Genomic DNA, 24593 nt, shown 5'->3' with positions numbered 1-24593 from the left:
TTAAATGTCACGATATTTTATCGATAAACCGATATTTGCTTGGGTACTCGCTATTATTGTTATGTTAGCGGGTATTTTAGCAGTTAAAAGTTTACCTATTGCACAGTATCCTTCTATTGCACCGCCTGCGATTAGTATTACTGCAAATTACCCAGGTGCATCAGCGCAAACCTTAGAAGACTCTGTAACTCAAGTTATTGAGCAAAAAATGAAAGGGCTAGACGGCTTGTTATATATGTCGTCAACGTCAGAGTCGAGTGGCTCAGCAACGCTTACATTAACGTTTAATGCTGATACAGACCCTGATATTGCTCAGGTTCAAGTACAAAACAAATTAGCAACCGCAACGCCGTTGTTACCAGAGGAAGTACAACGCCAAGGTGTTGTAGTAGCCAAAGCGGCGCGTAACTTTTTATTAGTATTAGGTTTTGTGTCTAAAGATGGCAGCATGACTAATATTGATATTGGTGATTATGTAGCCTCAAACGTGCAAGATATTGTTTCTCGTGTTGATGGTGTAGGTGAAGCGCAGTTATTTGGCTCGCAGTACGCTATGCGTATTTGGTTAGATCCAGCAAAATTACAAAACTTTAAGTTAACGCCAAACGATATTGGCGCGGCAATTACTGCACAAAATGCGCAGGTTTCTGCCGGCCAACTCGGTGGTATGCCTGCGATTGCAGGGCAGCAGTTAAATGCGACAATAACGGCACAAAGCCGTTTGCAAACACCTGATCAGTTTGAAAACATTTTAGTTAAAACCAATAGTGATGGCTCAGTAGTACGACTAAAAGATGTAGCGAGAGTAGAGCTAGGCGGTGAAAACTATGGTGTAGTCGCACGTTTTAATGGAAAACCCGCATCGGGCTTAGGGATAAAACTGGCCAGTGGTGCGAATGCGCTAGATACGGCAAATGGTGTTAAAAAAGCCCTTGAAGAGCTTAAACCGTTTTTCCCTCAGGGCTTAGAAAGTGTTATTCCTTACGACACCACACCATTTGTATCTTTGTCGATAGAAAAAGTAGTACACACGTTAATTGAAGCTGTGATACTTGTGTTTGTTGTAATGTATTTGTTTTTACAAAACTTTCGTGCGACGTTAATTCCGACTATTGCAGTACCTGTTGTATTACTGGGTACGTTTGCAATTTTGTATACCTTTGGTTATTCAATCAATACGTTAACTATGTTTGCTATGGTACTTGCCATTGGCCTGTTGGTTGATGATGCGATTGTTGTAGTAGAAAACGTAGAGCGTTTAATGACTGAAGAAAAACTCTCGGCATTAGATGCAACACGTAAATCAATGGACGAAATTAAAGGCGCATTGGTAGGTATTGCTATGGTGCTGTCGGCAGTATTTATTCCGATGGCGTTTTTTAGTGGCTCTACCGGTGTTATTTACCGTCAGTTCTCTATTACTATTGTGTCGGCAATGGGCTTGTCGGTATTAGTGGCGCTTATTTTAACGCCTGCATTATGTGCAACCTTACTTAAGCCAAGCCATGTACACGATAAAACATCATTTATTGGACGTTTTTTCTCTGGCTTTAACCGTGGTTTTGATAAAACAAACCGCGGTGCACAAGGTATTGTTGGGCGTATGATCAGCCAATCAAAGCGCTACTTACTTATTTATGGTGTGCTTGTGGGTGGTATGGTATATGTGTTTTCAAGCTTACCAACTGCTTTTTTACCAGACGAAGACCAAGGTATATTATTTAACCAAGTAATGTTGCCTGCAGGCTCTACCATTGAGCAAACGTTAGGTGTAGTTGAAAAAGTAGAAAACCATTATTTGAATGATCAAGCCGAAGCGGTAAGTTCTATCTTTACGGTAACAGGCTTTAGTTTTGCCGGTTCTGGGCAAAACTCAGCAATTGGTTTTGTGAGCTTAAAGCATTGGGATGAGCGCCAGCGTGACGACTTATCGGTAAATGCAGTAGCAGGTAAAGGGATGGGGTATTTTTCAACCATAAAAGAAGCGTTTGTATTTGCTTTCCCACCACCGGCAATTGTAGAGCTTGGTACAGCTAATGGCTTTAATATGTTTTTACAAGACCGCGTAGGCTTAGGCCATGACGAGCTATTAAATGCACGTAATATGCTATTGGGTATGGCAAGTAAAAGCCCTGTTTTAGCGGGTGTGCGTCCAAATGGCCAAGAAGACATGCCAGAGCTGCAACTTGATATTGACCTTGCAAAAGCGGAAGCATTGGGCGTTACTCAAACCGATATAAATAGTACTTTGTCTACCGCATGGGGTAGCCGCTATGTCAATGACTTTATTGACCGCGGCCGCGTGAAAAAGGTATACATGCAAGGCGAAGCTGATTCGCGCATGGTGCCAGAGGACTTAAATAAGTGGTACGTGCGTAATAATAATGGCGATATGGTGCCGTTTGCAGCATTTGCTAGTTCGCACTGGTCTTACGGCTCACCACGCTTAGAGCGCTACAATGGTTTTTCTGCGATGGAAATTCAAGGTAGTGCAGCACCTGGCTATAGTACAGGGCAGGCTATGGATGAAATGGAGCGTTTAGTTAAGCAATTGCCAAACGGTATTGCTTCTGAGTGGTCGGGTATATCTTATCAAGAACGCTCAAGTGGTGGGCAAGCGCCTTTACTGTATGGCTTGTCGCTGTTGTTTGTATTTTTATGTTTAGCTGCGTTATACGAAAGTTGGTCAGTACCATTTGCTGTAATGATTATTGTGCCACTGGGTATATTTGGTGCGATTATGGCGGCATTAATTGGTAACTTATCAAACGATATTTACTTACAAGTAGGCTTGTTAACCACCATAGGTTTGGCTTCTAAAAACGCTATATTAATAGTTGAATTTGCTATTCATAAAATGGAAGAAGGCCTGAGCTTAGTGGATGCTGCAATAGCTGCTGTTAAACTGCGTTTACGCCCAGTATTAATGACCTCGCTGGCCTTTATTTGTGGTGTTGTACCTTTGGCTATTGCGTCGAGCGCAGGGTCGGGTGCACAAAATGCGCTGGGTATCTCTATTATTGGTGGTACATTAGCTGCCTCTACCTTAGTGGTGTTATTTGTGCCTTTGTTTTTTGTTTTAGTACGTAAAACATTCTCAAGTAAATCGGCAGTAGCAACGAAGGAGAGCGAATAATGAACTTAAAAACATTAGGTTTAAACGCACTTACTTTAGCTGTATTAACGGGGTGCCAACTTGCCCCAGAGCAACAAGAAATAGCTTTACCTGTGCCTGATGCGTATGCATCGGGTGCAGAGCAAGCGCAAGCTATGCAGCTAAATTGGCAACAGTTTTTTAACGATGAAAAACTGCAAGCGTTAATTGCACAGAGCCTTGAGCATAATAAAGACTTACAAATTGCTGCATTAAATGTGCAGCGCGTGCGTGGCTTATATCAAATAGAAGACTCGGCATTATTTCCATCGCTTGATATAAATGGCTCTGGATCGCGTCAGCGCTTGCCGGGTGATTTATCGAGTACTGGTGAGCCGCGTATTAATTCGCAGTACAGTGCTACCGTAGGTATTACCTCGTATGAGCTTGATATATGGGGCAAGGTGCGCAATCAGTCAGCGCAAGCACTGCAAACCTTATACTCTACGCAGCTGAGCCAATACAGTATGCAAGTGTCGCTTATTGCTGAGCTTGCTAATGCCTGGCTTAACTATGCAACCGACCAGCAGCTATTAGCACTGGCCGAGGAAACCCTAACGTCGCAACAGTCGTCGCTATCACTTACTCAACAAAGTTTTGATTTAGGTGCTGCATCAGCAATTACCCTAGAGCAACTTAAAAGTACGGTTGCTACAGCTAAAGTTGATATAGCAAAGTATAAGCGTTTATTAAAACGCGATAAAAATGCGCTTGATTTACTAGTAGGTAATAGCGTTGCCAGTGATTTACTGCCAAATGCGTCACTTAATCATTTACTCGACTTACCAGAAGTACCAGTTGGTTTACCGTCTGATTTACTCACGCAACGCCCTGATATTAAAGCGGCTGAGCATCAGTTGTTAGCGGCTAATGCAAATATTGGTATTGCGCGTGCTGCGTTTTACCCAAGTATTAGTTTAACCGCTAATGCGGGTACTGCATCAAGCGACTTAAGTGGTTTATTTGATGGTGGCTCGGGTACGTGGAGTTTTGTACCTACTATTAATTTGCCTATTTTTAATATGGGCCGTAACCAAGCTAATTTAGATGTTGCTAAAGCGGCGCAACAAATAGCGCTTACCACCTATCAGCAAAAAATTCAGCAAGCGTTTCGTGAAGTTGCTGACGTACTTGCAGATAGAGAAGGTTATAACGCCCAGCTAAGCGCACTTGAGCAGTTAGTGCAAAGCCGTCAAGCAACCTTTGATATTTCGCAAGCGCGTTACGACAAAGGTGCCGACAGTTACTTGCAAGTTCTTGATTCGCAAAGAACTTGGTACAGTGCCCAACAGCAGTTAATTACGGGTAAGCAAGCATTACTTGCCAGTAAAATTAACTTATACAAAGCAGTTGGCGGCGGTTGGCAAGTTACCTCACCAGCGGTGCAAGATTAAGTAGTCTATATGGTCTATAGCTTTTGCTATAGACCATCACTAGAATGTTAAATTTATAATACTTCTAATTTAACAGCGCTTTATTTGCTGTAACTAAATATTTAGATGCAATTGGTTTTTATAATAGACAGGTTAAATAGTGGAGTTGTAAGTGACCCATAAAAGTAAAAGACATGCAGATCCTGCATTAGTCGAAGCACGGCGCACACAAGTACTAGATGCTGCAGCAGACTGCTTTCGTCGCAAAGGCTATCATGGGGCAGGCATGGCTGAAATTGCAAGAACTGCGGGTATGAGTGCCGGCCATATCTATAACTACTTTGAAAGTAAAGAAGCAATAATAGAGAGTATTATTGAGCAAGATATGCAAGAAATGTTTTCTATATTTCAAGAATTTGAAGAGCAGCCTGGCGATATCCTCACAATACTTTTAGGCAGTTTGCACAAAGGAGTGCAAAGGCATATGGATACCGGGGCGTGTGTAATCGATTTAGACATGATGGCAGAAGCGGCCAGAAACAATAAAGTGGCTACGTTACTACACGAGGCTGATACCCAAGCGCGCGATAGAATGAGACAGTTATTAATTAGCGATAGAAGCTTGTTAAAATCACACTCAGAGCAAGAACTCGATAGCCGTATTAATGTTATTTTTTCGATGATGGCGGGCTTATTTCTTCGAAAAATGCTCTACCCAGAACTCACCGAAGAAACAGTATTAATAGCACTTCGCCCAGCGATGAAAACGCTACTCATGCCTTTTGAAGTGCATGACGAAGTACTGTAAAAAGTACTGTAAAAAGTACTGTAAAAAGTACTGTAAAAAGCACTATAAAAAGTGCTCAAATTGGTATTAGGGCGGTTACAGGTTAAAACCGCTCGATTGACCATTGTAATGCAATCAGTGCTATAGCAAATGAACCCACCGGCATTAACCATTTCTTATACCACTGATAGCCTCTTATGCTGATTAACACCGGCAATGCTATGAGTAAAATACTGAGCTGACCAATTTCTACCCCTAAGTTAAATGCTACAATACTCAATAGCTGATAATCGCTCGACAGCCCCAACTCACCCAATACACTGGCAAACCCCATGCCGTGCAATAAACCAAATGCAAATGTTACCCAGCCTAAGCGCAATATCAGTGGCCACACATTATTAAGTGCAGCAAAAAGTACTGACAGGGCAATACCTAGCTCTACCCAGCGGCTATTAGGGTATGTGTTTGATAGGGTGCGTTATGGCAAGTTTTTATAAATGCTTCTACAATCCAGCCCAATACAAGTAAACAAAGTGTATTTTCCTAATGTGAACAATTAGCCTACTATAGTGTAAAAACAGCAATGTTTTATAAGTGGACTAAAAAAAGGCTTAATAAATAAAAATTAAAGTGTTAATTATCAATAATATAATTAATCAGGGATAAGTGAATGCTGGCGTAAAATTTGCTTTTACAATATTAAGACATGATTAATAAATATAACAACAACGAGTATATATTATAAAAGGAGAACATATGTGGGCTGCAATTAGTTACTTACTATTGGCATTTATACTCATATTTATTGGCTGGGAAGTTAACTCAATTTACTTTTCGATTGTATTTTATTGGAGTGCATTGTCACTACTTTTAGTGGGGGGCGCTTATATATTCGATATAGCAAAAGTGTTTAGAAAACGAGAAAACGGCGTTATCCCTTTTTATATTCGCTGGGCGTTTATTCCTTTTTTATTTGGCGCACAATTATACAATGCGTGGGCTCGTAAGCACGATAAAGTGCCGCCTATTCAAAAGATTAATGAACATTTGTTTTTGGCATGTCGATTATTTCCCTCTGACATAGATACGCTAAAAGAAAACGGTATTACCGCAATACTTGATGTAACGTGCGAGTTTGACGGTTTAGAGTGGAGCTCTACGCAAGAAAACATTAATTATTTAAACATTCCGGTACTCGATCATAGCGTTCCTACGCATTCGCAGTTAAACCAAGCAATTAATTGGATCCATCATCATGTACAAAAAGATCGCCGTGTGGTGGTGCATTGTGCTTTAGGGCGCGGGCGCTCTGTGTTTGTAATGGCGGCCTACTTGCTTAGCCAAAATAAAGATGCCGATGTGCATCAAATACTGGCACAAATAAAAGAAACTCGCGAGACAGCTAATCTTAATAAACGCCAATTACATCACTTAGCTAAGCGCCATAAAAAAGGTGAGTTAGTAATTAAAAACAAAGCATTTTTGATTGCAAATCCAGTGTCGGGCACAAAAATGTGGCAAGACAAACAACACCTAATTATTGCTAGTTTATCGGCTTATTACGACTTAACCGTATTAACAACCTCAAAAGAAGTTAACGGCGTAGCGCTTGCTAAACAGGCAATAAAAGAGCAGCCAGATATTATTATTGCTTGTGGTGGTGACGGCACAGTGACAGAAGTGGCCAGTGTATTAGCGCACACTAAATGCAGGTTGGGTATTATTCCGCTGGGCACGGCTAACGCATTAGCGCATGTGTTAATGGGCATAAAATCAAAATTTATTCCTGTTGAACAAGCCTGTGATTTAATTATTGATGGGCAAACAAGTTTAATCGACACAGCTTATTGTAACGACGAGCTAATGTTACTACTGGCAGGAATTGGCTTTGAACACTCCATGATTGAAAAAGCCGACCGTGAAGCTAAAAACAAATCTGGGCAACTGGCCTATTTAAATGGTTTTTTACAAGCTTTTGGTGAACAAAAAGCACAAGTATTAACGATAAAGCTTGATGATAACGAACCAACGCAAGTGAGTACCAATAGTTTTATTGTTGCTAATGCCGCACCCTTTACTACTTTGCTAGCTCAAGGTGGCGGGCAGCCCGATCATAGTGACGGGCTTCTTGATGTGAATTGGTTAATACCCAATAAAGAAAATGGCACTACAGTACTGAGTATTGCCGAGCTTATGTTTAGCAGCATTACACAAACACATTTAGCTATTAATTCGCATCATACAAATGCTAAAAGAGTGGAAGTAAGTGCAGAGCAAGAGATTAAATACGTAGTAGATGGAGAGGTGAAAACTTCTAACAAATTAGTTATTACAATCTCACCTGGATCATTAAACGTTATTTGCAAAGAACAGCTAGATAAATAATACACGGCTATAAAACGGCGTTATTACACGCCGTTTTATTATTTATTTTTTGATCGAAGGCCAAACAAAGCCCGATGTATCAGGTGCTCTATCGGAAGTGGGCCTTGGTGCACTTTTGGGTCTACGAATTGGCTTGTTATTTATGGTATGAATATAAAGCGCTTCTACTTTATCTCGTGCCCATGGGGTTTTACGCAAAAATTTTAAGCTCGATTTAATGCTTGGTGCATCAGTAAAGCATTTAATTTTAACCTGTTCACCCAAAGTTCTCCAGCCAAGTCGTTGCTCTAACTCAACAAGTATTTGTTCTAACGTTACCCCATGTAAAGGGTTTTTAGGTTGATTATCCATAGCTACACTACTTATTTAAACTGCGCATAGTGTAACTTAATTCACTCGTAGAGGCTAATTCACTGTAATTGTAGCGGGCTTAGTAGGGTAAATTGCATTGCCTTGTTTGTCGAGTTTAAGCCAAATTAGTTGACTGTTGTTATGTTGTACAAATTTAGCCCCGCAAATAAGCGTAAATGAGTGTATTTGTATTAACGCTCCTTCGCTGTAGCGTTTATTGTCGTACCAACAACTTGTGTCGGTATTTACAAACTGATTAGCATCGATAACAGAGTGGGTTTTAATTGTATTAGCATGGCTGAGTAGCGAATAGCTTAAGCAGCTAATATAAAAACATAAGATTAATAAATGGCGCATTTTAGTCTCAAATTGTCGCAGGTTTAAAAATAATACACTAAGCTAAAAAACATGCTAGGGTAAGGTATACACAAACACCATAAAAATGCGTAATTGGGTATTTTATAGCACCTTAACATTAGACAGCTGCTTATATAAAAGGCGCTTTCTTGACTTGGGTATATTTATATTTAGTAAAACACAGAACAATAAATAGGTGAAAATATATGCAATTTAACCAAACAATGATCGATGAATTTACACTATTAGCTAAATTTCCGCGTGAAAGTAAAATGCAGGGAATTAAACTTCATTCAGACGCAGAGCCTAGCTTGTTAAGCGCCGCACAACGTTTATTTGATAAAGGAATTATAGATAGCCCAGATGGCGGTTATTTAACTGATCTGGGCTTAGAATTAATTGACCATGTAACTGTGGTGCACAGTGCCTTACAAGGCTAATTTTCTGGGTTAATTACCTAGGCTAATTATTTAGACTAGGTTGCATCAGGTTGATTTTGTGGTGCGGCATCAATAAATGCATCGAGCTTATTACAACGCTCATAAATGGCTGCTATTTTAGGATATGCGGCCATATTTACATTAAAACGAATAGCATTAAATACCTGCGGTACTAAGCACACATCGGCAAGGCTTGGTTGCTCACCCACGCAAAAAGCGTTATTACTATCAAGCAGTTGCTCTACTTTTTCAAACCCTACTTCTACCCAATGACGATACCAAGTGTTTTTAGCATCATCGTCTACCCCTAGTTCGTTACTTAAATACTTGAGTACACGTAAATTATCTAAAGGATGAATGTCGCAGGCTATGGCGTAACTTAAATTACGAATTTGTGCTTTTTGCCATGCGTTACCAAATAATAATGGCGCAGTGTTTGGATGACTTTCTTCAAGATACTCTAAAATAGCCAGAGATTGCCCAAGCACACCGTCAGCTGTTTCAAGTGCAGGGAGTAAGCCTTGTGGATTTTTATCTAAGTAGGCTGCACCTAATTGTTCAGACTTTAGTAAATTAACACCAACCAATTCGTGATCAATGTTTTTTAAGTTAAGCGCAATACGCACCCGGTATGCGGCAGATGAGCGAAAATAACTATAAAGTTTCATGGTTAATTATCCTTGTGATCCAGTAAATTGCTTTTTAATTGTGCGCCAGCAATCAGTGTAGTTAGTTTGGCGCTCTTTGCCCTCAAGAGCGTATTTAGTTGGGGATATGATATAACGTGATTCAAACATAAATGCCAGCGTATTATCATAACGTTGTGGCTCAAGCTGGGCATTAGAGGCTTTGTCGAACACGTCGGCTTCAGGTCCATGTGGCGACATACAATTGTGTAGACTCATACCCCCGGGAACAAAGCCATGCTCTTTAGCATCGTAAACGCCTTCTATTAAGCCCATAAATTCACTCATTATATTGCGATGAAAGTAAGGAGGGCGAAAGGTGTTTTCGGCCACCATCCAGCGTGGAGGAAAAATAGCAAAATCAATATTAGCCACGCCTTCAGTACCTGATGGCGATGTAAGTACGGTAAAAATAGAAGGATCTGGGTGATCAAAGCTCACTGTATTCATTACATTAAAACGTGCTAAGTCATATTTATACGGCGCACTGTTACCGGTCCACGCAACTACATCTAGAGGCGAGTGGCCGATATCACAACGAAACATGTTGCCGTTAAATTTAGCCACTAATTCAAACTTACCTTCTATATCTTCAAAAGCAGCAACTGGGTATTGAAAGTCACGATCGTTGGCAAAACCGTTAGAGCCGACCGGGCCACGCTCAGCTAATTCATACTGATGGCCATAGTTTTCACAAATATAACCGCGCGCAGTCGCTGTTAATAGTTGTACCTGAAACTTTATACCACGGGGAATAACCGCTATTTCGCCCGCTTTTATGGTTAAATTACCACACTCAGTTTTGAGCAATAATTCACCTTGCTGCGGTACAAACAACATTTCGCCATCGGCATTATAAAAATAACGTCCGTCCATCGATTTATTAGCAACATAAACATGAATAGCAATACCGGTTTGGCCATTTGCACTACCATTAGCGGCCATAGTAATTAAGCCATCAATAAAATCAGTTGGTTGCTGCGGAATATCGATAGGGTTCCAGCGCAGCATAGTTGGTGGAGTTACTACTTCGGTAATAGGCGCAGTGCGAATTAAGCCATTATCCATTGCGATATAATCGCCTTGAATAACAGAGGGACGAATACGGTACAGCCAATTACGACGGTTTTGTGCACGCGGCGCAGTAAACGCGGTTGTACTAAATTGCTCTGCATATAAATCGTACTTTACTTTTTGCGGACTAAATTGTCCGATAGGCAATGCACCAGGCAAAGCTTCGGTTTCAAACTCATTACCAAAACCAGTCATGTATTTTAATTCGGTAGCCATTAGCAACTCCTGTGAGAGTGGGGTAGTTTAATCTTGTTATTATTTAAGTTAAGATACTCTCAAGTGAGACTAATTTCAAATTGCGTAAGTTAATTCACTGTAAATAATAATGAACAGTCATTTCCAGTTGAATTAAAACGCAGGCCCAACGAGTGGTGCTACAACGATGAAGATCAATTTAGATACGTTTTTACCTTATCAATTAACCAATATAGCTACGCTTGTGAGTAACGACTTTGCCAAAGTGTATAAACGTGAATTTGGCTTAAATATTCCGCAGTGGCGCATACTCGCTAACTTAGCGCAATATGGGCAAAGCACAGCTAAACAATTATGCACGCAAGCTGATATGGATAAATCAACGGTATCGAGAGCGGTAAAAGCTTTAATAACTAAAGGTTTTATTTGCAGCAAAGTGAATGAGCAAGATAAACGTGCTGCATTTTTAATGCTATCTGATGAAGGCGAGGCTCTGTATAAAAAAATCACCCCAGAGGCACTTGCATGGGAAGCGCAGCTCCTAAATACACTCAGTGACGATGAGCGCCAGCAAATGATGAGCATTTTTGAAAAATTAAAACATCAGTTACAGCCATAAAAAAAGCCCATCATAAGATGGGCTCTAAACTAATTAAAATTATTATCTAATTTTAATTAGAAAGTGTATTTTACGCCTACACGCATTTCCCACAGAGATGGTTTAACATCAATGCTTGCACCCGATGGGTTATTAAAGCTGTTAAACACATACTGTCCATTCACGATATCTGCAGAAACAGCACTTTGAAATGAATTACCTGTTTCTAGCACGCCCCAATCGTCATTCAGCATATTACCGATGTTTTTAATTACAAAGTAAGCTGAGCCTTTTTGAGCATCAGTAAAGCCCATAAACTCCTGCTCAACTTTGAAATCAAGCGTCACCCACCAATCACCATCAATACTATTACGCTCTTGGATCTGACCACGAGCTAAACCTTCACTATTAACCCACTCATCAAACGCTGCTTTATCAAAGTTAGCGCCGTAAACAACTTTACTATCATCTAAGGTAGGTATATATAGTAATTGACGACTGCTGTCATTAAAGCCTAAGCCACCAGAGCGAGAGTCAAACGCATAAGAATAAGGACTGGTTTGCGATGCCTGACCAAATAGATTGAACTTAGTGTCATAACCATCAAATATTTCATGGTTATAAGATAAGCTCATAGTAAAGCGATGTGGAATTTCGTAGTTTGATGCAGCAAGCCCTGGGTTTTCTGTATCTGATACTGCAATATTATGGTAGTTAGAAAATGCAACAGAGCTTGTCATTGGATGCACATCTTTTGCTACTGTATAAGCATAAGAAAGCGCTAAATCAATGCCGTTATCAAAAGATTTATTCATTGCTATGGATAAAACATGTGAATATGCGTCGTCACCTTTAACATTAGTTAGCATTAGATCAGACTCACGAGGATGTAAATCATCACTGTAAACAGGGCGGCCATCAGGTGCTACTGAACTTTTTTCATTTGCCAGGTTGCTAATAATTGCGGAGTCTTGTTTGTCGGTATATAGATAATCAACATTAAATACATATTCACTCTCGGTAATATAAGTACCACCTAGCGAGAATTTCCACTCAGAAGGGATTTCAAAATTAGGGTCTGTTACATTGGTGCTTGCATCAGCACCGCCTTGACCAACATTATCAAATAAGTCTTGTGGGATATCGTAACCAGGCTGACCATTACCGTTAAATGCAATAGCATTAGGGCCTAAAATTTGTAGGTTTTCTTGGTTTACCTGAATATTACGCACACCATCATTAGAATAGCTGTTAGATACCCATACGTTAGGGTTACCACCAGAGTATAAGCCGACACCACCACGAAGTTCTAACTGATCGTTATAAATCCAGTTAACGCCTAAACGCGGTTGTAACAAATCTATACCGTCTAAGTTTTGGCTATTAGAAAAACCATAACGATCTTCAAAATTTTGGTTATGAGTTGGCTTGTCATCGCTGGTATACCAGTCGTAACGTAGACCTACAATGAATGATACATCGTAATCGATTAACTCAAACTTGTCTTGTGCGTAAAGAGTGTTAAGTGCGTACTTAAATTCACCCGCTGCATCATCAGGGTTATGACTTGAAGCATTACCATAATAAACACGCGCTACACCATTTTCAAAGTCTTCGATAGAGTTAAAACGATACTCACCTTCATTATGCTGTACGAATAAGTTAAATACATCTAGCTCTTCACGTTCGTAACCAAATGAAAGCTCATGATCTTCTAAGTAGTATGTACCGGCTAGTTTAAGAGATAAATTATCATACTTGAGTTTATTTGCTTGACGTGAATCATCTGGGCCAAGATAAACATCTATATCACCTGTATCAATACGGAATTCACCAAATCCTGAAGCAGCATCTAAAGAGTCTTGGCGGTTATCTAATTTTGAGTAACCTATACGCATTTCTGTTGAAAAGTTATCTGTCCAATCAGAGTAAAGTGAGGTGACATAAGATTGTAGCTCAGCGCCACGCTCATAAAAGTGGCTTGATAATGCGAGTTCATTTGCATCAGCATCTGACTGCGCTAAACTAAAGCCATCATTATAGTTATACACAAAACTAGCACGATGATCGTTGTTGATGTTCCAATCTAGTTTAACTAATATTTTTTCATCTTCAACAGGCATGCTAGGCGTCATATTGCCAGCATCGTAATTATAGTTATCTTTAGCTATTTGGGTTATACGATCCACAGTTGCTTGATTAATTCGACCATTCGCAAATGGGGTATATGCAAATATTTGTGCGCCTTCAAGTTTTTCATAAGAGGTAAATAAAAATAGTGTATCTTCAATTAGTGGCAATCCAACGTTAAAACCATAACGCTTTTCTGAGTAATCACCAAGTTGCTGTTTATTACCTTTAATGGAATCGCCCGACATTGAGTCGTTAGTATAATCATAGAAGAAGCCACCAGTTAATTCGTTGGTACCTGATTTAGTCACTGCATTGATATTACAAGAGGTAAAACCACCGTATTGTACGTCAAATGGTGCTAGTTCTACGGCAACTTGTGCAATAGAATCAAAAGAAAAAGGCATTCTTTCGGTAGGGTAACCACTTGAGTTAAGGCCAAAGTTATCGTTCATACGAACACCATCAACCGTTAAGCTATTAAAGCGAGGGTTGCCACCACCACAATTAATTGCACCAGCATTTGTTTCGTCGATATAAATACGAGGATCGGCGCGAATAATATCTTTTAAATCACGATTAATTGCAGGCTTGTTTTCTAAATCATCTAATGTGAAAAATGTAGCTGGACCTGTACTACCTGATTGTGAGCTTATTGGTGCGCCGCTTACAATGATTTGTTCCATTTCTTGTGAGCGAAGAGCAACGGTTACAGGGTAAGTTTGTCCTAGCGTTAAATAAATATCTTCAACTTGAGTATCTTGATAAGTATCAGAATCAACAATTATTTTATAAGGACCACCAACACGCAATCCCTTGGTCGAGAAGTTACCTTGTGCATTAACTGTTGCGGTCTTTGTTGAACCTGATGGTATATGAATAATTGTAATTTGAGTATCAACAGCTGGATTACCATTTGGACCCGTAATCTGACCTTTAACAGACGATGACGTTTCGTTGGCGATTGCAGCACCACTTACACCAACACAGGCTGCAATAGCGAGTGATAGAGCTGTTTTACGAAGTTGAATTTTCATTTTGTTTTCCCATGTGGTTTATTAAACTTTTTATATTTATAAAGTATTTGCACTAAACAAACGAACCAAATTCATGCAGTACTAAATCTATACATATTATACATTAGTTTATGTTTACAAATAAGCTACAAGTGTAATGTTTTTTATGTTTATAGATTAATGCTACGGATTATTAATGTTAATAATGAAATGTTCGTGTTGTAAAAGAGAGTAAATACTATTTATGACAAATAGATGAAAAAGGGAGTTTAAATGAAAAAACCCATTACAAAGTTGTAATGGGTTTAACTAATATAAAGCGTAATGTTTTATTAGGTATTAAAACTTATAGCTCACACCAATTTTAGCTTGCCAAGCTGACGACGATGAACTGATTTGCGAATAATTTCGCACATCAGCGCCATCATATGCTGAATCGATAATATAGCGTCCTTCATCATCTAAACCACCAAAGTCATAAATAGTTTGGTTTGCATAACTTAAACGCTTTTCGATTCCCCAGTCACTGTTAAGTAAATTGGCAAAGTTATCAATCATGAAGTAAATTTCACCACTGTGGCCTTGTGAAAAACCAGGAATTTCTTGCTTGATACTTACATCCATGGTTGTTACCCAAGGCTGAGTCGCTGTATTTTTGCCAAGTATTTGGCCTCGTTCAGAGATACCGGCTTTGTTTAACAGTTGCTCTAACTGATTCCAATTCGTTCCTGATTCACTCCAGTTCACGAGAGGGTCATCAGCTCCTGTTGGAATATAAGGTAAGTATGCGCCGTTTTTGTATAACGTTTTCGTATCGCCTAAGTCACTATCTTGGTGCATATCCATAGTGTAGCTAAATGGACGACCAGAACGACGTTCAAAGTAAACATTAAATTTGGTTGCATAGCCTGAGAAGAATTCAGTATTGTAACCTAAATTAATTTTAAAACTGTGTTCTACTTCGTAAGAGCCTCGTGCAGCAAGGTCTTCATTACGGTTAACGGTAACATTATGCTTGTAGTTACCTTCAGCTTGCGATGCTGAACCAATAGAAGATTCAGTAACGTCTTGATGTGCATAACTAAAAGAGGTAAATAAGCCGTTGTCCCACTCTTTAGCTAGACCTGTTGAAATAATAATTGAACGACCATCTTCAGATGAGTTAGTCATTACGATATCAGCATTATCAAAGTTGTCGTAAATAGTTTTGTTAATAACTCGTTCACCATCTGCCGCCAATCCATCTGGTTGAATCGAAGCATTGTGCCACACGGCTTCATTTTCTTTTTTATGATAAGCGATTTCTGCTTGCCACTTAAAACCGTTGCCCAATAATTCAGAGTCGAATTCGTATTCAAAACCAATTTGAGTACGAATGCTTGAAGGCAATTTAAAATTAGGGTCTATAAAAGCAACGCTGCCGCTGCCTTTCTCTAATGAGTTTTTAATTTCATCTGGGACTTGAGTAATATCAGCTTGGTTATTAGCATAATATTCATTAATAACGGTTGAAGGGGCTGTAACTTCTGTAATACCATCGGCTTGGAAGGAGTTGTTATACCATACGTTTGGAATACCACCTTGGAAGCGACCAATACCACCACTTATTGTAAGTGCCTCTGTAGCATAATATTTAAAGCCGATACGCGGTAAAATAATATCTATACCATCAAGGTTTTCTTGATTGGTAAAGCCATAAGTATTAGCAAAGTTTTCATTAAGCGTTGGTTTGTCATCGGATGATAAGCGCTCGTAACGAATGCCAGCAGTCATTTCTAAGTCATCGCCAATGTAAAACTTATCTTCAATATAAAGCGCTAGCTGGTTACGCGTTACATCATAAGCTTTATCAGCTGAATTGTTGGTATAGGCATTTTTGTACTCAAAAGCGTATGGGTAGTTGCCATTTTCATCTTTTTTCCAATCTGAAGCTTCAAAACTTACCATACGATTTTCAAAGTCATCTAAGCTTTTAAACTGCCACGACCCTAATGAATCTTCGGCAAATAGGTTATAAAGTTTCAATGACTCGTACTGCGCACCAAAGTTAATTTCATGCTCATCCATTAAATAGGTTGCATCAAATGTAAGCGTTAGGTTTTTAGTTTCAGATACGTTAGCGTGGCGGGTGCTGTCTGTACCAAAAGCAAATTGAGCGCCTGTACCGCGACCATTTTTTTCTTCTTCATAGACACGAACACTGCCTAAATCTGAACGTGTATTGCTGTTTGATGTTACATCTTTATACGCAATGCCTACCTCAGTAGAGAAGTTGTCACTCCAATCTGAGTATAATTTAGTTGAAAAATTATTAAACTTAGTAACATAAGCGTAAGTATTAGATCGCATAACAACAGAGTTACCACCGCTGCTGCTATTGCGCTCGTCTTGATCGTCTTGCCACTGATAAGTGAAATCTAGGCGATGTTCATCGCTAGCATTCCAGCTTAGTTTTACTAATAAGCTTTCGTTGGTATCTTCAGGTGCGCCGGCTAATGAATCAGTAAAGCCATATTCATTATTTAAGATAGAGATGAAACGGTTATAGTTAGCTTCAGAAGTATTAAATTCGTTAGCAGCACCAGAACCGTCAAAGCCATAATCTAGATCTTGTTCGCTCGACCATTTAGAATAGTTTACAAAATAAAACAGCTCATCTTCAACGATAGCGCCACCTACGTTAAAACCATAACGCTTTTCTGACTGGATAGGCTCTACATCATAAAAAGAATAAGTTTTATGCCCCGTTAGTGGGTCTAATTCATCTTCTTCACGAATACTTTTTACGTCGCCAGCTATCTCAGGAGTCGAAATTTCGTAAAAGCCAGAGAACTTAAACTCATTTGTACCAGATTTCGTTACTGCGTTAATAGTACCGCCACCAAAGTTACCTTTAGAAGCCGAAAATGGAGATACATCAACAGAAACTTGCTCAATAGCATCAAGTGCGACAGGAGGCTGAGAAGTAGGGTAGCCACCGAAGTTCAAGCCAAAATCGTCGTTTTGACCAATACCGTCAACAGTTAAACCATTTGAACGAGGGTTACTACCTGCAAACGTTAGCTCGCCATTACCGTTAATACTGGCAAGTGGGTTTAAACGCGCAATATCTTTAATATCGCGGTTAAAGCTTGGCATGTTTTGAATTGTATCTTCGCCAAAAGAGCTGCTAGAGCCACCTGATTGTTGTACTATTTTATAGCCAGAAACTTCAATTTTTTCCATGTTTAATGGTCTAAGCTGAGAGTTTAAGCGATAAGTATCACCTAATTCTAGATAGATGTTTTCAAGCGTAGTGTCGTTAAACGTATCAGAGTCGATTATTACTGTATATGGACCCCCAACACGTAAACCATTAGCTATAAAAGTACCACTTGAATTGGTTGTAAGTTCACTTACAGTTCCAGTAGGACCATGAATAACTTTAATTTTTACATTTGCAGCACTTTCACCAGATGGAGTAGTGATTTTACCGCGCATTGCAGATGACGTGTCAGCAGCCATAGCACTTGCAGAAACACCAAGAGCTAAAATAATTGCTCCGGTTAATTTCGAAAGGCGAAGTTTATTCATTATGTTGTTTTCCCGTATTAAAAGTTACTTAGTTAGTTGTTTTTTCGCTAGTTTGCATCTTAAGTGCACTGACTAACGGTGTTGCTGATTCATCAAATAAACTATTTAATAAACCGGCGAGTCTTATTCCGCCTTGTTGCAGCCGAGTTTTAATTATTGGCATATGGTCGAAAATGTAGCTGTAGCTAATATTTGTTTCATTTTTATTATAAATTGATTCTGCTAAGTTGTTTGATTCTACTAACCAACTTGTAGGGGTACTGGTTAGGTACTCACTAATTAAAGTTTGATTATTAGTATTGATAAAGTCAGCAAATTCAGTATATGAGAGGTTTTCGCCTTCAATTAACTTACTGTCCCACAAACTGTGTAGGTTGGTTTCTTGACCAAAGTGCTTCACTTTAATATTGTTACCACCACGGTCATCTGCACGCCCAGCATGAAAAGGCTGATGGCTGTCACCTACCAGGTGTACTAAAAAGCGTAAGCTAAACTGCTTAGCATCTAATGAACTTTGCTCGTCTTGAAGTACTTTAATTGAGTAATGAATACCTTCAAGAATGTTGGTAACAGATTCTTTATTTTTTGTATGAGAATGATTGAGTGAAATAGGTTTGTTTGCAGATGTATTAATATAATGCCAGCGTGATGATTTTCTTTGCCAAAACTCACCAGGAGCAGAGCGCATTTCATCTGGCCAAGTAGACACTTGTGCTAAAGATTCATTATTTAATAACGGCAAAAGTTTTGTTTTTGTTGTCTCACTTAAGTGAGACTCTGCAATTTTAGCTATGATCCTGTGTCCATTTTGACCCCATGCATGAGCATTAGTACAAACAAGTACAGCGCTGACGACCAGCGTTGCTTTAACTGAGGACATTAAGTTGTTACGCATTTGGTTTCCTTCAAATTATTATAGGGTCAAAATCACTAATCCGGTCAATTGTCCTTGTTTATTTGGAGGATAGGAAGGCGTTAAGAATATTCATATTAACTTGTAGGTAAATTAATTAAATCAGGTGCTTATAGTTAATAGGTAAAATTACTTATTGCAATAAGTAATTAAAATTGTTCAAATAGGCTAATAATAATATTAGGATGTTTTGTTTGAACATTAAATGCGTCATTTACAATAAAATACTGTTAATTGTATTTTTATATTTGTTAATTGTTTTGGTGTGGGTGTGTGGTCAACTAAGTGTTGATAGCAGTGAGTTACGCTTTGCAAAATTAATAGAAACATCAATTGAATGCCAAACATCTGCAATTAAAAATGAAAACCAGTTAATCATTTTTGCACCATCAAAAAAAATAGCAGGTACATTAGCACATAGCTTGTGCACCGATGAGGTGGTAGCTAAGCAGTACGGTTCGGTTGTAAGTTACTGGCGCTATAACACGACGGAAAGCTTTGAATTTGTAGGAAAAGGCATTGCAGATCTTATTTTAACTAAAAACAATATTATGGAAGCATTTAAAGCAGAGACTACCTATAACTACCAACCTGTAGTTGGGTTTTCTGATTACACTGCATTTTTTATTTCGGCTAAAGAAAAACCTAAAATAACAAAAGAGTACTTTTTAGGTAAGCGTATTGGATTATTAGATTATCCAACCAGTCGCTCAGGGCATATATTGCCCAAGCAAATATTTAAAGAGTTGGATATTAACCTCGAAAACTTAAATATTGTTTATGCTAGCTCTCACGATGCCTTACGTGATTTATTGGCTAACGGAAAAGTAGATATTATAGCTTCATTTTGGCAAGAAAGTGATACAAACCGCTTTTCAAAAAACTATATTACACCGCTAAAAAATAATATTGCAGGCACGCGGTGGTATTTAAAAATGCCACATAATAATACCGATCTATTATGCTCGGTACAGGCGCATTTATTAGCCATGTCGCAAGAGCAATCTCTTCATTACTATAAAGGTGCGCAGTCATTTTGGCAGTGTGATAATGACGTTGTAACTTTTAAGCGAGATGAAATATGAGTAAGCAGTTATTTTCATTTATTACGCTATTCATTTTTTTATTACTTTGTAGCGTATTTTATTACTCTGTAAGCTATAAACAACAGCAAGTGCAAAAGCTTAATATAGCCACGATAGAAAAACAGGTAGCGTTGGATTTACCTTTACTCGAGCTATCTAATGAACTGCTTAAGTACTCCAGTGATATAGATAATATAAATAGTTATTTAAAGCAGTTAAATTCGCAACTAATCGGCACTAATTTATTATTGTTAAATATTGTCGCTGAAAAAAAGCTATCAACCACATTAACCGGAGCGCAGTTTTTTACGCGTTTAACGACCAGTATTGGCCCTGTTTTTTTAGTTTTTGATATAAAACCACAGCCATGGCCGTGGCGTTATATTTATTATTATGTCGCTATTTTTATGTTAAGTGCTTTTGTTAGCCACTGGCTGAAAACGGTTATTACAATAGAGCAAAAAAGTAAGCAGTTAGCTACGCTGCAGCCTGAACCTGTTGAGGAAAGTAAATCACCCGTGTTAGTTATTAATCTAAATACTAAAACGGTGTCAGTTAATCTTAATCCGCAATACCAAGTATGTTTAGCAAATAAACCACTTAGTTTTTATTTAGCGCTTATTGAATTTTGTAACAGTAATAGCGATGTTGTGCTCAGCCATAATAAAGATGTACCTGATGAGCTAATTGAATTAGCTAGTAAATATTTTTATCGATTAGTAGAGCTGGGGCACACGATCCGCAAGCGCCCTAACTTTAATAATAGCCTTGAAAAAACATTGAGCGAAATACGCGCGGCGTTAGATGAAGTGTTGAGTGAATACCCGCAACAAAAAGAAATTTTTTATCCGCCTAAGGCATTTGGAGAGGGTTCTCGTTCGCGGCTACACAGTTACGGGTTAGTTAATATTGCTAAAGGCGATGTAGAAATAGTAGGCAAGTAATATACTCGTTCCTACTATCTCCAAAAAATAGATTATTTAGGGGCAAACTGGGCCGCATCTATCGGGCTGTGCTCTGCAAAAAAACGCTTTAATGCGTTAGAGTCTGTTTCATCAGTAACTACAAAACCTTTTGCTGTGGTTAGTGCAGGGTAGCCATCACCACCTGAGGCGTTAAAGTTATTAATGCTCATACGGTAAGTTTTACTTTTATCTAATGCTTGCCCATTTATTAATACCTTTACTAAGGTGTTGTTTTTATGCTCAAACGATAATTTGTGGTACTGCATGTAAGCGCCTGAATCAGGCGGGAAACGCGTTACAACTTCTAAATATTGCCATAAATCTTCTCCTGCAATATCGATATAAGCCACTCGATTTTGAAACGGTTGGGCTTTTAAAATATCTTTATAACTTACTTCGCCTGCAGCAATACTGTCGCGTACACCGCCGCCACTCATAATGCCAAAGTCAGCATCGGTACTGTTCATTTGCGCTTGAATAATCACGCGAGCTAAATTTGTTTGTTGGTAGCGTACTTTATTGCGATCGCCCTCAAGTCTGGCATTTACATAACCAATTTTACCTTCAATTTGTTTAGCGCCTTTTTCCTGATACTCGGCTAAAAATGCGTTTAACTGTGGATTAGGCGTAATGTACTCGTTAGCTAATACACTAGACGTTGTGCCATCCGGGTGTTGTTTATCAACATATAAATTAACGGGTAGCAGTTTATAATTTAAGAGGGTTAGCTGGCCATTTTCAAGCTTAAACTCGGCTTTACCAACATATTTACCCCATTCGTGGGCTTGCATTATCCAAGTGCCATTTTGTTGATCGGGCGTGCAGGCTAGGCCGGGTTTAAAGTTATCGTCATTTACGTTTTTAGCCGCCATACATACAGGCTCTTGAGAGTGACCACCGATGATCATATCTAAGGTGTTAGTTGGCAGTGAGCGCGCAAGTGTTACATCTCCAGGCGCATTAATTGCGTGGCTGGCATCCACATAATGCCCCATATGAGTGAGCGCAATAGTAATGTCGGGGTTATATTGTGCTTTAATTTTTTGTGCTAATTGTGCCGTGATTTCGATTGGATCTTTAAACTCTAATTGGCGAATATATTCGGGATTACCTATTTTGGCTGTATCAGTGGTGGTTAAACCTATAACAGCAATACTCAGCCCATTTTTATAAAATACTTTATAGCTATCAAATACATTTTTACCGGTCGATTTTTCAAATATATTTGCCGATAAAAAAGGAAAGTTAGCCCATTGCTGTTGCTTTTTAAGCACGCTCATCGGGTTATCAAATTCATGATTTCCAAGAGCCATCGCATCATAACCAATTAACGACATGCCTTTAAAGTCAGGCTCAGCGTATTGTAAATCTGACTCTGGAATGCCGGTATTTATATCGCCACCAGAAAGCAGCAGTACTGCATGTCCCTGCGCGATTGCTTTATTGCGTAGCGAGTCAATCAGGGTTTTACGGGCAGCCATGCCATACTCACCTTTTTCATTGTGCCAAAAGCGACCATGATTATCGTTAGTATGCAGTACGGTTAAATATTGTGGGGTGGGGCTAGTGAGTGTAGTACTACATCCAAGTACACTAAAAGCAATGACAAACAAAAAAATTATGCGCATAAAACACCTATTGATTAAAAGCACTTACGTTTATTGGCGCATAGTTTAACTAGTTTGCTACAAAAACACACTTTTACATTCTTTAATCACACTTTAATTTTTTAGTAGCAGCTAACTCTCTGCGTTTTAGCTCTTCGCTGGCATATCTGGCTTTTTGATGATTAATACCTACCATCCAGATTAAAAAACTAGCAGGTAAGCGTGTGTAGGGCTCTCCCTTATGTAAACCAAAATCACAAATTTGGTTGTTTTTTTCTGACATTACAATTCTCCATTTACGAATTTGCAGAGGAATCATAACAAAAATAAAACAATTTATAAGTGCATTTTCATTAAACAGCGTTTTTACAAGGATAAGTTCAGTAGGAAGGTGATGAAATGTAATTAAGTTGTAACCGACTTGGTTTGAATTGTATCAGGGGCTATTTTGCAGTCGATTTTTAGTCTTACTCGCATTACTCTAAGAATCACTAAACTTTACACTAAATAAAATAATAATAGGGAAAAACGATGAAAAAGCTTTTATTAGCCTCGTTACTTAGCGCAGTAAGCTTTGCCAGTTCAGCAACCATTGTAGAAGTAAGTACCAGCCAAGGTGTTATTAAAATTAATTTATTTGATCAAAAAACACCAAAAACTGTAGAAAACTTTATGAGTTATTTAGATGATGCAGCGTATAACCAAACAGTGATTCATCGCTCAGTCAAAGATTTCATAATCCAAGGTGGCGGTTTTACCTACTCAGATGATTTTGATCGAATTACAACCAAGCCAGCAGTCATTAACGAACCTATTTACTCTAATGTTAAAGGCACGATTGCCATGGCTAAACTAGGTGGAAACCCAAACAGTGCAACTAGCCAGTGGTTTTTTAACTTAAAAGATAATAGTGCCAACTTGGATGTGCAAAACAGTGGTTTTACTGTGTTTGGACAGATTACGGATGATAGCCAAGCGACTTTAGATAAAATAGCTGCTTTAGTACATTGTGGTGAAATACCGGTAGTTGGTATCACTACAGAGCAGTGCTTAAAAAGTGATGTAACCATTAGTAATGCTAATTTAGTGACTATTCAAAGCGTATTAGTTATAGATGACGATCCTAATTCAGCGCAGAACCTTACGCCGGCTAAAAACACATTAATTAGCCAAGTAGTGCCACCTTCGCAAAAAGAAGATTCAAGCGGTAGTATGGCTTGGTTACTAGGGGCTTTATTATTAGTGTTACCACGTTTAAAACGCGCTAAATAACAAATGCTCAAAATAAAGAAACCCCGCTATGGGTGTTAAATAGCGGGGTTTTTAGTTGTTTAATGTAAGAGTTAAAACAGTAATACCCGCCAAATTATTACCAGCCATAACGCAAATACACTGCCACAGCCTATTAAGAATAGATTAAAGCGTATTCTTATTTTATTACTGCCTAAGTGAACAACGCTATGTAAAATACGCGAAATCACAAACAGCCAAGCTAAAACAGCCACCAGAATGCTTGCACTATTGAGTTGCATTGCAAGTAAGCACCCAGCATAAAACAACACGGGTATTTCAAATTGATTGGTAAAGTTTCTATCAGCAACACGCACATTGTCACCTGCATTATCTAAACGCATAGTGGCAAAGTCGGTTAAATTTATGTGTTTATTTTTAGCTGCGGCAAAACGTCTTTTACCCATAATAATCATTACAATGAGTGAGAGTAAAACTTGGGCGAACATAGCTAAAATGATCAACTTTTCCATGGTTTTTCCTTATTATTATTTGAATTAGTTGCAGTATGCAGGTGTTTTTCACAATGTGTTACACAATTAACGGATAAATTGTGGCAAAACATTAATCTAAAATGTTAATTTAGGCTGTAAATAGCTTTTTAAATAAGCGTA

Annotated in this window: 19 protein-coding genes and 1 pseudogene; 9 read left to right on the top strand and 11 right to left on the bottom strand. The window is 38.7% G+C overall.

Features of this window, described 5'->3' with window-relative positions:
• The first annotated feature begins 4 nt into the window (after nt 1-4).
• From HC000_RS05520 to HC000_RS05510, 3 genes are all read left to right on the top strand, one after another.
• Nucleotides 5-3136 carry an efflux RND transporter permease subunit gene (locus HC000_RS05520; protein WP_179807153.1) on the top strand — a complete coding sequence of 1044 codons (3132 nt, stop codon included), beginning with the start codon at nt 5-7 and terminating at the stop codon, nt 3134-3136.
• A complete protein-coding gene (locus HC000_RS05515; protein ID WP_179807152.1) occupies nt 3136-4548 on the top strand; it encodes an efflux transporter outer membrane subunit in 1413 nt (470 codons plus the stop codon). Before HC000_RS05520 ends, HC000_RS05515 begins: the two co-directional genes overlap by 1 nt.
• Nucleotides 4549-4699: 151 nt before the next feature.
• On the top strand, nt 4700-5335 hold the full coding sequence (locus HC000_RS05510) for a TetR/AcrR family transcriptional regulator (protein WP_011329955.1): 636 nt from the start codon (nt 4700-4702) through the stop codon (nt 5333-5335).
• 82 nt (nt 5336-5417) lie between these two features.
• Here the strand turns inward: HC000_RS05510 and HC000_RS05505 are convergent.
• A pseudogene (locus HC000_RS05505) lies at nt 5418-5771 on the bottom strand (HupE/UreJ family protein); the annotation flags it as partial.
• A gap of 299 nt (nt 5772-6070) precedes the next feature.
• Here HC000_RS05505 and HC000_RS05500 point away from each other — a divergent pair.
• Entirely contained in the window at nt 6071-7699 is a 1629-nt protein-coding gene (locus tag HC000_RS05500) for a diacylglycerol kinase family protein (protein ID WP_179807151.1), read from the top strand.
• Between the two features lie 42 nt (nt 7700-7741).
• Here HC000_RS05500 and HC000_RS05495 read toward each other — a convergent pair whose 3' ends face one another.
• Nucleotides 7742-8050 carry a VF530 family protein gene (locus HC000_RS05495; RefSeq protein WP_011329963.1) on the bottom strand — a complete coding sequence of 103 codons (309 nt, stop codon included), beginning with the start codon at nt 8048-8050 and terminating at the stop codon, nt 7742-7744.
• 54 nt (nt 8051-8104) lie between these two features.
• Nucleotides 8105-8407 (bottom strand): YnjH family protein, encoded by a 303-nt coding sequence (locus HC000_RS05490; RefSeq protein WP_011329964.1) that lies wholly within the window; start codon nt 8405-8407, stop codon nt 8105-8107.
• 206 nt (nt 8408-8613) lie between these two features.
• Here HC000_RS05490 and HC000_RS05485 point away from each other — a divergent pair, with 206 nt between their 5' ends.
• A complete protein-coding gene (locus HC000_RS05485) occupies nt 8614-8847 on the top strand; it encodes a TIGR02647 family protein (RefSeq protein ID WP_011329965.1) in 234 nt (77 codons plus the stop codon).
• Between the two features lie 35 nt (nt 8848-8882).
• On the opposite strand, the gene maiA is transcribed toward HC000_RS05485, so the two are convergent.
• Nucleotides 8883-9515 carry a maleylacetoacetate isomerase gene (gene maiA, locus HC000_RS05480; RefSeq protein ID WP_179807150.1) on the bottom strand — a complete coding sequence of 211 codons (633 nt, stop codon included), beginning with the start codon at nt 9513-9515 and terminating at the stop codon, nt 8883-8885.
• 6 nt (nt 9516-9521) lie between these two features.
• The gene (hmgA, locus tag HC000_RS05475) at nt 9522-10823 is read right to left on the bottom strand and encodes a homogentisate 1,2-dioxygenase (protein ID WP_179807149.1); all 1302 of its coding nucleotides are present in this window, start codon (nt 10821-10823) and stop codon (nt 9522-9524) included.
• A gap of 166 nt (nt 10824-10989) precedes the next feature.
• Here hmgA and HC000_RS05470 point away from each other — a divergent pair, with 166 nt between their 5' ends.
• A complete protein-coding gene (locus tag HC000_RS05470; RefSeq protein WP_011329968.1) occupies nt 10990-11421 on the top strand; it encodes a MarR family transcriptional regulator in 432 nt (143 codons plus the stop codon).
• A gap of 56 nt (nt 11422-11477) precedes the next feature.
• Here the strand turns inward: HC000_RS05470 and HC000_RS05465 are convergent, their stop codons facing one another.
• The 3 genes from HC000_RS05465 to HC000_RS05455 form a co-directional block, all read right to left on the bottom strand.
• Nucleotides 11478-14567, bottom strand: coding sequence for a TonB-dependent receptor (locus HC000_RS05465; RefSeq protein ID WP_179807148.1), 3090 nt, complete (start codon nt 14565-14567; stop codon nt 11478-11480).
• Nucleotides 14568-14885: 318 nt separating this feature from the next.
• The gene (locus HC000_RS05460; RefSeq protein WP_179807147.1) at nt 14886-18119 is read right to left on the bottom strand and encodes a TonB-dependent receptor; all 3234 of its coding nucleotides are present in this window, start codon (nt 18117-18119) and stop codon (nt 14886-14888) included.
• A gap of 28 nt (nt 18120-18147) precedes the next feature.
• Complete coding sequence (locus HC000_RS05455) at nt 18148-19014, bottom strand: S1/P1 nuclease (RefSeq protein ID WP_011329971.1); 867 nt, start codon at nt 19012-19014, stop codon at nt 18148-18150.
• Nucleotides 19015-19226: 212 nt separating this feature from the next.
• On the opposite strand from HC000_RS05455, the gene HC000_RS05450 reads away from it, so the two are divergent.
• Together HC000_RS05450 and HC000_RS05445 are read left to right on the top strand one after the other, a co-directional pair.
• Complete coding sequence (locus tag HC000_RS05450; RefSeq protein WP_257025431.1) at nt 19227-20117, top strand: PhnD/SsuA/transferrin family substrate-binding protein; 891 nt, start codon at nt 19227-19229, stop codon at nt 20115-20117.
• Nucleotides 20114-21061 carry a hypothetical protein gene (locus HC000_RS05445; protein ID WP_179807145.1) on the top strand — a complete coding sequence of 316 codons (948 nt, stop codon included), beginning with the start codon at nt 20114-20116 and terminating at the stop codon, nt 21059-21061. Before HC000_RS05450 ends, HC000_RS05445 begins: the two co-directional genes overlap by 4 nt.
• Nucleotides 21062-21093: 32 nt before the next feature.
• Here the strand turns inward: HC000_RS05445 and ushA are convergent, their stop codons facing one another.
• Together ushA and HC000_RS05435 are read right to left on the bottom strand one after the other, a co-directional pair.
• On the bottom strand, nt 21094-22710 hold the full coding sequence (gene ushA, locus HC000_RS05440; protein WP_179807144.1) for a bifunctional UDP-sugar hydrolase/5'-nucleotidase UshA: 1617 nt from the start codon (nt 22708-22710) through the stop codon (nt 21094-21096).
• A gap of 82 nt (nt 22711-22792) precedes the next feature.
• Nucleotides 22793-22972: a hypothetical protein gene (locus HC000_RS05435; RefSeq protein ID WP_041454917.1), complete on the bottom strand. Its 180-nt coding sequence runs from the start codon at nt 22970-22972 to the stop codon at nt 22793-22795.
• A gap of 248 nt (nt 22973-23220) precedes the next feature.
• On the opposite strand from HC000_RS05435, the gene HC000_RS05430 reads away from it, so the two are divergent.
• A complete protein-coding gene (locus HC000_RS05430) occupies nt 23221-23961 on the top strand; it encodes a peptidylprolyl isomerase (RefSeq protein ID WP_011329976.1) in 741 nt (246 codons plus the stop codon).
• A gap of 71 nt (nt 23962-24032) precedes the next feature.
• On the opposite strand, the gene HC000_RS05425 is transcribed toward HC000_RS05430, so the two are convergent.
• Nucleotides 24033-24452, bottom strand: a complete 420-nt coding sequence (locus tag HC000_RS05425) for an MAPEG family protein (RefSeq protein WP_086995727.1) — start codon at nt 24450-24452, stop codon at nt 24033-24035.
• Nucleotides 24453-24593 lie beyond the last annotated feature (141 nt).

It is taken from the genome of Pseudoalteromonas sp. MIP2626 (genome assembly GCF_013414205.1).
In the GTDB taxonomy this organism is placed as follows: domain Bacteria; phylum Pseudomonadota; class Gammaproteobacteria; order Enterobacterales; family Alteromonadaceae; genus Pseudoalteromonas; species Pseudoalteromonas nigrifaciens.
This window is presented reverse-complemented; position numbering and strand designations above follow the sequence as displayed.